This window comes from Hydrogenophaga sp. 70-12 (genome assembly GCF_001897365.1).
Taxonomy (GTDB): domain Bacteria; phylum Pseudomonadota; class Gammaproteobacteria; order Burkholderiales; family Burkholderiaceae_C; genus Hydrogenophaga; species Hydrogenophaga borbori.
Genome location: NZ_MKSS01000349.1, coordinates 1 through 1082 on the forward strand (window position 1 = coordinate 1; position 1082 = coordinate 1082).

Annotated in this window: 1 protein-coding gene; it reads right to left on the bottom strand. The window is 65.3% G+C overall.

From position 1 onward, the window contains the following. Positions 1-108: 108 nt before the first annotated feature. The gene (locus tag BGO22_RS18145) at positions 109-1047 is read right to left on the bottom strand and encodes an IS481 family transposase (protein WP_286852077.1); all 939 of its coding nucleotides are present in this window, start codon (positions 1045-1047) and stop codon (positions 109-111) included. Between the last annotated feature and the right edge of the window lie 35 nt (positions 1048-1082).

The window sequence follows — 1082 nt, forward strand, 5'->3', positions numbered from 1 at the left end:
CAAAAAAGTGCCGACCTGAGTCGCAGCGTCGCACCCTCCCCACAAAAGGCACCGTTCGACGGTGTCTTTTTGTTTCTGGCGGCCCCGATTCCGCCCCGGGACCAGGGCCTAGCTGTTGAGTTGCAATAGGTTATTCCCACCGAGGCGGGAAGCCGGAGGGCGATGACCGAGGGCCGAATGAGGCCTGCGGGTGTTGTAGTAGCTCAAGAAGGATGGAAGCCAGGCGGTGCGCTCTGAGCTGTGCTGCCACGTTCTGCCGTAGGCCCATTCGCGCAGGCAGGTCTGGATGAATCGCTCGGCCTTGCCGTTGGTCTGCGGTCGGTAGGGCTGAGTGAAGCAGTGCTTGATACCCAGGGCCTGGCAGGTCTTGGCGAACAGGCGCGAGCGGTAGGCCGAGCCGTTGTCGGTCAGCAAGCGCTCGATGCGCACGCCCAGCGCCGCGTAGTGAGCGACGGCGGCTTGCAGGAAGTCCACCGCCGAGGCCTTGCGCTCATCGGCATGCATCTGCACGAAGCCCACCCGGCTGTGGTCATCGATGGCCACGTGGGCGAACTCCCAGCCTGCGCCATCGACGGAGTCGCGGCGGTTGCCGGTGACGCGGTGGCTGGGGCGCTCGATGCGCCCGAGCTTCTTGGTGTCCATGTGCAGCATGGCCCCGGGCGTGTCGTGTTCGTAGCGAACCACGGGCACAGCTGGCTGCAACGCTTTCAGGCTGGAGAGGCCCAGCCTGGCCAGCCAGCGGCTGATGGTGGCCACGCTGCGCCCGACCACAGCGGCGATGCGGTGCATGGGCATGCGGCTGCGTCGCAGCTGCTCGATGCGCTGGCCCAGCGCCTCATCGATGGTGCTGCGCGTCTTGGCAGGCCGGGAGCTGCTGTCCATGAGGGCATCGAGTCCGCCAGCTTCGAAACGACGGCGCCACTTGCGGGCAGTCCGAACGCTGATGCCTGCGGCCTCGGCCGCTGGCATCAGCCCCATGACGGCGATGCGCTCGATGAGCAATTTGCGTCCTTCAAACGTCAATCTGGCATTCTTGTGGCTGTTCATCCGACGGGTTTCCTCTGTGAGTGCTGAAGCGTGGT